This is a genomic window from Ruegeria sp. YTSC002 (assembly GCF_059609845.1).
The window spans coordinates 1-9,415 of sequence record NZ_JBXWML010000025.1 but is presented as its reverse complement, the minus strand read 5'-3'; the positions used below and the strand labels follow the sequence as shown (position 1 = coordinate 9,415).

Here is a 9,415-nt window from a genome sequence, read left to right as displayed (position 1 = left end):
CAGAAGGGCAAGCGTGCTTTGGTCGAGACAATACCATTTACACCAGAGGAAGCATCTGCGGCTGAATAAGCCGGCGTCGATACGATGAAAACCCGCTTCGATCTGGCTGTTACGGTGGTGAACTGCGGGTGCCTCTCCCCTTCGTTCCCATGCGTCCACTGAACATTCAGGGAAGCTGGACCGGGGACTTCCCCGAGTTGAAAGAGCTAATCGCATTGGCGCAAACCAAAGGGATTGCACCTGTGCCGGTTACAGAATATGCGCTCCATGAGGCAAACTCAGCATTGATGGACCTGAAGGATGGCAAATTCCTGGGCAGGGCTATTCTAAGGCCCTAGATGGTGCCGAATTGAATTATCCGTGGCTCGGATTGCAATCATCGTGACTTTTCGCTCGATTTATCTGCAACAATCGAAGCGTGCAAACTCACATTACTTGCGATTGAAATCAGATTACTTGCGACCTTATTGCAACCATCTACGCCGGATCACATTACGTGAGAACGGGTCTTGTGTAGCATAGAACGGCGCCCATAGCACTTCTTGAACGTCATACCTGAAGCGCAGGGACGGGGTTCGTTTGCGACCATTCTTCCCGCCTTGATGCATAAATTTACCGGAAGACGGCATGTGGCGATTTCGTTGCGCCAGAAAGCACCGGCGCTTCCGCATGACGCTTGTGGCGGCGCTGAACATCAAGTCTTCTCTTTGTTAATTCGAGATAGGTTTGTCATTGGGGCGCCTTGGCGTGGTGGTAGGCCGCGATGGTGGCCGCAGATGACAGCGTTCTTGTCATGAGATCGGCGATAGGAACACCAACTTTCTGGGGTCCTCCACCCGGCAGATCGTAGTGTCCTCCGGTGAATCTCATCAGGTTGTTGATCGCCTGAACAGCCATGTCATAATCGGCCCGCTCTTTGTAACGCTCGGTGTGGCCGTACCTGGTAGTCGAGCAATAAACGATGCTTGGCCGGATTGCCTTGATGTACTGTTATCCAAGACCGCACTTGTCCAAATCATCAAACTTGTAACTCTCAACGAAGTCGCCCTCCTTTTGGGCGAGCATGCGTACAATATCTTGCCCCTCTGACGATTTGATGTTGAAGCAGATCGAGCGTTTTCCGCGATTAGCCGCTTGGAAATAGCAGAATCTTCAGTATCGTTTCCATCAACGTCTTTCAGATACGGAGGGTCCCAATGGCGCTTGTCGTCGCCACTGCCGGGGCGTTTGATCTTCCAGACCTCCACACCTAAATCCGACAGGATCTGCGTCGACCAAGGGTCGGCATGTATTCGAGATAAATCGAGGACTTCAAGACCCTCAAGAAGCCTAGCCATACACTTAGCCCTTCCATTTATTAACCGATTAAAGTCGGAATATATGTGACACGCAAGTGGTGGCCCAGTCTTCGCCCTGGTTGGGCTTCAATTTGACATATCCAAATTGGAATGGCAATAATGGTATTACCAATAAGGTTTCACGGTCGAGAAATCGGTTGCTTAGCACGGATTTCCCAAGGCCTGACTTCGTGACTCAAAGGTGTGGCGTGTCTTCGAATCAAGCAAAGCTCCAAGGGGATATTCTGAAGCTAATCCACAATCGGCGTTTTCAAAGTGGTGAGAGGTTGTTTTCGGAGCGAAATCTTGCGGAACGATTCTCCACTTCACGCGCCGCCGTGCGCGAAGCCATTACGGCTCTGGAAGCACTGCGTGTCGTCGAAAGACGCAGGCATTCGGGCATCTATTTGCGCGACCAGAATATGGACACAAGTATCGATGCGCTGGTCGTAGAAGTAAATGCCGGGATTTTTCCGACTCTAGAGCAGATAGAGGGTGCCATTGAACTCAGGTGCATCCTTGAAGTTGGTGCAGTTGGCTACGCGGCTGTGAGGCACGACGAGGAGGACATCGCGCAAATCAAACAGGCGCTTGATGAATCTGAAAATCGATTGAAGCGAGGAGAGTCAATCGTAGAAGAAGATGAAAGGTTCCACAAAGCCATTGTCGCCAGCACGCGAAACACGATGCTGGTGCGCGTGGTGAATTGGTTCTACGAGTTTTCAAGAATGCGTAGGTGCCGATACTTTGCAGACCCTAAAATGTCACGCATCTCGCATGAAGAACATCTATCGATACTGGCAGCAGTCACAGCTCGTGATAAACAAGTTTCCGGTGACCTTATGGATAAACACTTACATAGAACGCGAGAAATATGGGCTGAAATCTATGATTCTCTGGAGATTCCAGCCGATGGCGGGAGCCAAGGATAGCGGTGGTCATCTAGAAATAGAAGTTGTGAGGGGCGCATCGCAAAACTTCTTGTGACCAGAGAAGTGCCTTACCTCCCTCAACCGCACCTTTCTACCAAGGTAAGTACAAGTCGCAAGTAAATATCTGATCCCTAAAGAGTTGTCTTTGAAATTGGCCCGCTCGCGACCTGGTTCTTGTATGCCTTGACTGCGGAAGGGTTACGACCGGTCAGCATCGAGGAAAGAGAGTTCGATTACAAACTACAAAGGTGCAAGATGAGCTTTGATTTTGATCTTTTCGTCATTGGTGGTGGTTCCGGCGGCGTCAGGGCTGCACGCGTTGCGGCGCAAGAAGGAGCCAAGGTGGCGTTGGCGGAAGAGGACCGTTACGGCGGCACCTGTGTGATCCGCGGTTGTGTTCCGAAGAAGCTGATGGTTTTTGCCAGCGAGTATTCCGGCATGGTCGAGGATGCGCTGGCGCATGGCTGGGACATCCAACTTGGTGCTTTTGACTGGGATGTGTTTCGCACGAAACTTTACGCTGAGCTGGACCGCCTGGAAAAGGTCTATCGCAGCATTCTAAAAAATAACAGCGTCGAAACTTTTGACCAGCGCGCAATGCTGGCGGATGCCCATACGGTCGAACTGGCCGACGGGACGCGCAAAACGGCCAAGCACATCCTGCTGGCCATGGGCGGTCGCCCAGTAAAGCCGGGTATCCCCGGTGATGAGTTTGGCATTACGTCAAACGACATCTTTCACCTCGACAAACTACCTGAATCCATCTTGATCGTCGGTGGCGGATATATTGCCTCGGAATTTGCGGGCATCCTGAACGGTATGGGTGTGAATGTGACACAGTACTACCGCGGCGCCCAAATCCTGCGGGGCTTTGACGAAGAAGCGCGCGCCCTAGTTTCGGAGGAGATGTGCCAGAAGGGGGTTCACCTGCACCTCGGCACCAACGTTCTCGAGATGCGCCAGGAAGGTGACAAGGTTTGGGTCAAGGCGACCACTGGAGGCGAACGAGTCTTCGACCATGTAATGTTCGCGACCGGTCGTGCGCCCAATACCGAGAATATGGGGCTGGAAGAAATCGGCGTGGAAATCGGCCGCAAGGGCGAAGTCGTTGTTGATGAATACAGCCAGACCGCGGTGCCGTCGGTCTATGCGATAGGCGACGTGACTGACCGCGCGAACCTTACACCAGTTGCCATCCGCGAAGGTATGGCCTTTGTCGAGACCGTCTTCAAGGGCAACCCGACCAAACCCGATCACGAGCTGATCCCCACCGCGATCTTTACTCAGCCTGAGATGGGAACCGTTGGCCTTAGCGAAGAAGAGGCTGCGGCGAAGGAAGCGACCGAGGTCTATGCCACTTCGTTCAAGCCGATGCAGCAGTCCTTTGCGGGCCGCAGCGAACGCGTACTGATGAAACTCGTGGTCAGCCAGAAGACCCGTAAGGTGCTGGGCTGTCACGTTGTGGCCCCCGGCGCCAGCGAGATGATTCAGCTTGTTGGAATCGCGATCAAGATGGGTGCAACTAAGGAAGATTTCGACCGGACCGTGGCGGTGCATCCCACCATGTCGGAAGAGATCGTGACAATGAAAATTCCAACCCGGACGAGCAAGTAGAGGAATCCAACAACCGGGGTTTTTGGGGTGTATTGCCATCCGCAGGGTCACTGGACCGCCAATCTGGTAACCCACCGGATCTATTGCGTCGAAACAAAGCCTACCCCAAATTTGTCTAGGTGGTTTTGTCAGGTTGGTGACTGCAAACTTCCGGGGTAGCAAAGAATCATGCTGAATTCATCTGACCCGCCCCGGCTCTGGGGCGTTCGTTTTCTTCTTTCTGTGATCGGCTATGAGGTTTAGACGTATCATCGATTTGCCCTCAGCTTCAGGGGCGTGGAGGTTCTGCTTGCATCGCGCGGCATCCAGGTTTCCCACGAAACGGTGCTGGATTGGATGGCACGTTTCGGCGGGCAGTTTGCTACGAACACACGCTGGGATCAATACCAAGGCGGTTGCGAAGTGGCGCAAACGGCAAACCGTTGAAGACAGGAAGACCGGCCCAAAGGAGCCGCGCTCAACTGTTCTTAGCAAAGAGGAAGAAGCGGTTGTCGTTGCCTTTCGACGGCATACGCTGCTTCCTTTCGATGATTGCCTGTATGCCTTGCAGCCGACAATCCCGCACCTACGCGCTCGTCGCTCCACAGGTGTCTCCAGCGTCACGGCGTCTCACGTCCGCCTGAAATGGACGGTGACAAGCCGAAGAGGCAGCGCTTCAAGCGCTACCCCATCGGTCACTTCCAATTCGATATCGCCGAGCTAAGGACGTCGGAGGGCAAGCTATTTTTCATTGTGGCCATTGACCGGACCAGTAAGTTCGCCGTGGCGCATTCGGTCGAGAAAGCGAACCGAAGACAGCCTGGGAATTCCTCGAACACCTGTTGGAGACCGTGCCTTATCGTATTCACACCATCCTCACGAACAACGGTATCCAGTTCCCAGATCAGCCGCAAAAAACCGAGACACGATCTATTCTCGACCGATGCGCTTCGACATGATCTGAGAGGTTAACGGCATCGAACGCCGATTGACAAAACCCAATCACCCGTGGACCAACGGCCTGGTCAAGCGCATGAACCGCACGATTAAAGACGCGACCGAAAAGTGGTATCACTACGACAGCCACGATCAGTTGCGCAGCCATCTCTTGGAATTCATGGACGCCTACAACTTCGCTTGCCGCCTCAAGACGCTCTCTGGTCTCACGCCCTACGACCACATCTGCAAAATTTGAACTTCAGAACCAGATCGATTCATCATAAATCCGATCCACCGGATGCCGGGACCGAACACCTAGTTCACCTTTGCGCAACTTAGCTGCCCTTGGCGGGTGAAAGCTCAATATCTGCTTTTCGGATCGCCCTCCAAATATCTACTTTTTTAGTTTCCACGCATTGGAGAAAACCCTCCGACTTCCAGTCGGGTCTGCTTCAGGGCGAAGAATCGTGTTATGGCCTTACCCTCTGGAAAATGAGCCGGAGCTGGTCGGGAGGCTCATTTTCCAGAGGGTAAGGCCATGCAGTATGACACCGGCAAGCACTGCGTTTTCTATCATCGATATCACATCGTCTGGTCGACGAAATATCGCTACAAGGTGCTGACCGGAGGGGTGCGTCTGCGGGTGCGTGAGATCATTCGTCAGGTCTGTCGCGAGAACGAGGTCGATATCCTGCGCGGTGTGCTGTCATCCGACCATGTCCACATGTTCGTGTCGGTGCCGCCGAAAATCGCCATCTCCGACCTCGTGCGCAGGATGAAGGGTCGTTCGTCCCACAAGGTGCAAAGGGAATTCCCCGCGCTGCGCAGGCGCTACTGGGGCCGCAGGTTCTGGGGCAGGGGATACTTCTCAACCACCAACGGAGCCATCACCGAAGACATCGTTCTGCAATACCTCGAAAACCACATCGCCGATCCTACCGACGCCAGTCGGTAGTGGTTCAGTCGGACAAGTTAATGCTCGTGACGTGAGGTCTTTTCGTTCCAATCTTGTCAAAATGACAAGATTGAGGCAAGCCTTCGGTAGACGGTGAATTTTTCAATCCAAGTAGGTGGCACCTTGGTACGTCCCACGAACGAAAAAGAACGTATCGCGCAAATTTTGGATGCACTTGAACGCATCGGAGCCCAAGAAGGGTTGGCGCAACTGACGCTGGCCAAAGTAGCTGACGAAGCGGAGCTACCCCGCTCCCTAATTCGCTACTTTGCGGGCAACAAAAACGATCTTCTTCTTTTGCTTTTTGACCGCTTGATTGAGCGTGGGGAGGCGAAATTGGACGCATTGATAGCAATTGAGGGCCGAGACATCTGCGTCGAAGATGTTTTGGATCTCGTTCTGGATGGCCTTCTTGGCGACGAACATCTCAGCAAGATGGTCGATGAGCTTTGGCCTTACGCGGAGGCGGACCAGCGTATTCAAGCACGGTTAAGGGGACTGTATCAACGGCTTTGCGACGAGTTGACGGATCGCATGGCAACCGAAGGGATCGGCGCAGACAATGATGATCGTTTTCATCGGGCCTATGGGATCATTGCCATGGGATTTGGGGCGACCTTTTTCTCTGAAATCCAATTTGTCCCAACGGACACGAATGCAATCCGAAACATTGCGAGAGAGATGCTGAAAGTTTCGGAACCCAAAAACCAGTAAAGGAATACACTATGAAATGGATAAAACGCGGGGTGGTCGCCGCTCTGACGCTCGCCCTGATTGGAGGCGTTGTGTTTTGGGACAAAATTCAGGACGTGCGCGCCCTGATGGCGTATTCGGCTGTATTTGAACCCGAGAATATCGACGAAAACTTCCGGACACTTTATGAAAAATATCCCTCGATCACCATCGAGCGTTCCGGCCCGGTCGCTGAGTTCGAAGTTGACGAACAGCCCAACATTTTTCCCATTACATACAGCTATAACGGGCAAAACCTGAACACCGCAGAGCTGTTCGATGAATTTCACTGGACCGGGATGATTGTGTTGCATGATGGCAAGGTGGTTCACGAGGCCTATGCGCGGGGAAACTCGGCTGAAACCCGCCATATTGAGTTCTCGGTGACAAAGTCCCTGACCTCGCTTTTGATCGGTGTTGCGCATGGCGAAGGCGATTTGCCGGACCTGAATGCACAGGTGACCGAGTTTATTCCGGAGTTAATAGGATCTGGATATGATGGTGTTACGGTGCAGCAGGTGCTCGATATGACGTCGGGTATACGCTATGTTGAGGACTATGATGATCTGAACTCGGATATCGTACAAACCGTGGTGGCGACACTGCGCGGATCATTGGATGAATTTTCCACAACCATAGTCCGTGAGCGCGAACCAGGTAGTTTCAACCAATATGCCAGCATTGAAACGCAGGTGTTGGCCTGGGTTCTGCGTCGCGCTACCGGACAGGACTATGCTGACTATTTCCACGACAAGCTCTGGAGGAAAATCGGCGCTCGGGCTGACGCAAAGATGCTGGTTGATCAGGAGGGGGAACCGCTTGCCTTCGGTGGTGCCAGTTTGCGGTTGCAGGATCTCGCGCGTGTCGGGCAAATGGTGCTCAATGGCGGTACGTCGATGACAGGCGAACGGGTGGTATCCGAAGAGTGGTTGGCGCAGTCAACCACGACAAACACACCGCAGTCGAAGCCAGGCGACCATGATAAGTCAGACTTCATTCTGGGGTACAAGAACCAATGGTGGATTCCAGAAGACCGCGACGGCGGCGACTTCAGCGCAATTGGGATCTACGGGCAATTTCTGTATATCAACCCCGGCCGAGGCGTGGTGATCGCAATGAATTCTGCCTATCCTCATTACAATGAAGAACCAGAAACAGAACTGAAAATGGTAAATGCTCTTCAGGCAATCGCAAAAAACGTAAGTCCCGGCCTTTGATCATGTGAATTCGCATGATCGGATATCGCTCCCGGTAATTGAAACTGAACTGGGGGCGGTGCGTTTTTGAAGGAATTTGGTTGGATCTGTCGCAAACTTTTCGCCATTGACCTTTGTGACGTTAGCGCTTGTGTCACGAGCGGCATTGGCCTGTTGAAGGTTGATCTATGGTTTCATTCAAAGGCGCACAGTTGCGCGGCCGTTGCACATGCCGCTGGCCCGTAGGTGTTAGCGGGTCCGGTCCAATTCAGAACCACGTGCTCAAAGCACTCTGTTGCGTTCTGGTTTTCCCGATCCGGTCTCACGATCCTTATGCCATGCTGTCCATTGCCCTCTTCCGTTTCTGCCGTCTCACAGCGGCTGACGCTTTACGCGTTGGCAGCTGGAGCTTGGCAGACTTCTCCTGCGCTCATCAAGGCCCAAACAATTCGCGCTATCTTGTTTGCCAGTGCGACCCGAACCAGCAACGGTAGTTTGCATTCGATCATGCGGGCAAGCCAGGGATCTTTTCCAGTTCTATCGCGTGGTTGCCACAGAACCACGCTGTTGGCACTGATGATCAGCAATCGCCTGAGCGAACGTTCTCCCATTTTTGTTGTCGCCCCGAGGCGCTGTTTTCCCCCTGTCGAATGCTGTCTTGGAACCAGCCCGAGCCAGGCGGCGAAATCCCGACCACGGCGGAATGGTTCCGGCGGCGGGGCCAGGGCAACCAGCGCAGTTGCGATGAGCGGGCCAATTCCAGGCACCGTCATCAAGCGGCGTGCCATCTCGTTTGACCGCGCGCGGCGGGCAATCTCGGCATCCAGTGCTTTGATCTGACCGTCTAGCTGGCCCAGCATGCTGATCAGCCTTTCAAGGCACTCCCGGGCCACATTCGGGATTGCGCTATCGCCAGCGTCCACCAACGCAACCAGCTTGCGAATATTGACCGCGCCTTGCGGGGCCACCTGACCGAGCTCTCCAAGGTGACCTCGCACAGCATTGATCAATTGCGTGCGCTGCCGGACCAACAGCTCGCGAGCCCGAAGAACCGTCGCGGACGCCTGGGTCTCTTCGCTCTTCACGGCAACAAAGCGCATCGTTGGTCGGCTTGCAGCTTCACAGATCGCTTCTGCATCGGCCATATCGTTCTTCTGACGTTTGACGAATGGTTTCACGTAGGCCGGATGGATCAACCTGACTTCGTGACCCAAACGACCGATCTCTCGCCCCCAGTAATGCGCACTGGCACAAGCCTCCATTGCAACCACGCAACGCGGCAGTTTGGCAAAGGACTCGAGGACCTGGCCTCTGCGCAGTTTCTTACGAACAACAGGGTGACCTGTTCCATCCGCTCCGTGCACCTGGAACACATTCTTCGCCAAATCCAGACCAATCATGCTAATCTCTTCCATAGACGCCTCCATTCAGGTTGTTTGCAAACCCACAATGGCACATCGAGGCCAGCGGGGGCGTCTACACCTTCAGAACACTTCAGTTCGTTCATCACCGAGAGGCAGAATTTGGCCACCTCGTTTCCGGCGATCTACAGATTCAGAACCTCGCTCACGCCGTCACGACTAACTCCGAAAGCGATGTAAACGGGCTTGTTTTTGACCGTACGACTGTCGGTATCCCAGATCTTCGCACGCAGGGTGTCACTGTACCCTAATTAATCAGAATCTTGCTTGAAATTGTCCTGCAAAATCAATTGTGGTTTGTGCTCTCAAT

6 protein-coding genes and 4 pseudogenes are annotated in these 9,415 nt (G+C 53.5%); 7 read left to right on the top strand and 3 right to left on the bottom strand.

The features are described from left to right. Nucleotides 1–729 precede the first annotated feature (729 nt). Nucleotides 730–1,131: pseudogene (locus AC2FFD_RS22045) on the bottom strand (CoA transferase); the annotation flags it as partial. A gap of 59 nt (nt 1,132–1,190) precedes the next feature. Next, a pseudogene (locus AC2FFD_RS22040) lies at nt 1,191–1,337 on the bottom strand (CoA transferase); the annotation flags it as partial. A 209-nt stretch (nt 1,338–1,546) separates the two neighbouring features. On the opposite strand from AC2FFD_RS22040, the gene AC2FFD_RS22035 reads away from it, so the two are divergent. The 7 genes and pseudogenes from AC2FFD_RS22035 (at nt 1,547) to AC2FFD_RS22005 (ending at nt 7,705) form a co-directional block, all read left to right on the top strand. After that, complete coding sequence (locus AC2FFD_RS22035) at nt 1,547–2,269, top strand: FadR/GntR family transcriptional regulator (protein ID WP_496874150.1); 723 nt, start codon at nt 1,547–1,549, stop codon at nt 2,267–2,269. A 255-nt stretch (nt 2,270–2,524) separates the two neighbouring features. Continuing rightward, nucleotides 2,525–3,883, top strand: coding sequence for a glutathione-disulfide reductase (gene gor / locus AC2FFD_RS22030; RefSeq protein WP_496874149.1), 1,359 nt, complete (start codon nt 2,525–2,527; stop codon nt 3,881–3,883). A gap of 246 nt (nt 3,884–4,129) precedes the next feature. Next, nucleotides 4,130–4,234 (top strand): annotated as a pseudogene (locus tag AC2FFD_RS22025) (IS6 family transposase); the annotation flags it as partial. Further along, nucleotides 4,215–5,120 (top strand): annotated as a pseudogene (locus tag AC2FFD_RS22020) (IS481 family transposase). The pseudogenes AC2FFD_RS22025 and AC2FFD_RS22020, both read left to right, overlap by 20 nt. Before the next feature lie 219 nt (nt 5,121–5,339). Continuing rightward, nucleotides 5,340–5,756, top strand: a complete 417-nt coding sequence (gene tnpA / locus AC2FFD_RS22015) for an IS200/IS605 family transposase (protein WP_267367645.1) — start codon at nt 5,340–5,342, stop codon at nt 5,754–5,756. A gap of 123 nt (nt 5,757–5,879) precedes the next feature. Next, on the top strand, nt 5,880–6,470 hold the full coding sequence (locus AC2FFD_RS22010) for a TetR/AcrR family transcriptional regulator (protein WP_496874148.1): 591 nt from the start codon (nt 5,880–5,882) through the stop codon (nt 6,468–6,470). 11 nt (nt 6,471–6,481) lie between these two features. Then, on the top strand, nt 6,482–7,705 hold the full coding sequence (locus tag AC2FFD_RS22005) for a serine hydrolase domain-containing protein (RefSeq protein WP_496874147.1): 1,224 nt from the start codon (nt 6,482–6,484) through the stop codon (nt 7,703–7,705). 368 nt (nt 7,706–8,073) lie between these two features. Here AC2FFD_RS22005 and AC2FFD_RS22000 read toward each other — a convergent pair whose 3' ends face one another. Next, nucleotides 8,074–9,099, bottom strand: coding sequence for an IS110 family RNA-guided transposase (locus AC2FFD_RS22000; protein WP_496874146.1), 1,026 nt, complete (start codon nt 9,097–9,099; stop codon nt 8,074–8,076). Nucleotides 9,100–9,415: the final 316 nt, after the last annotated feature.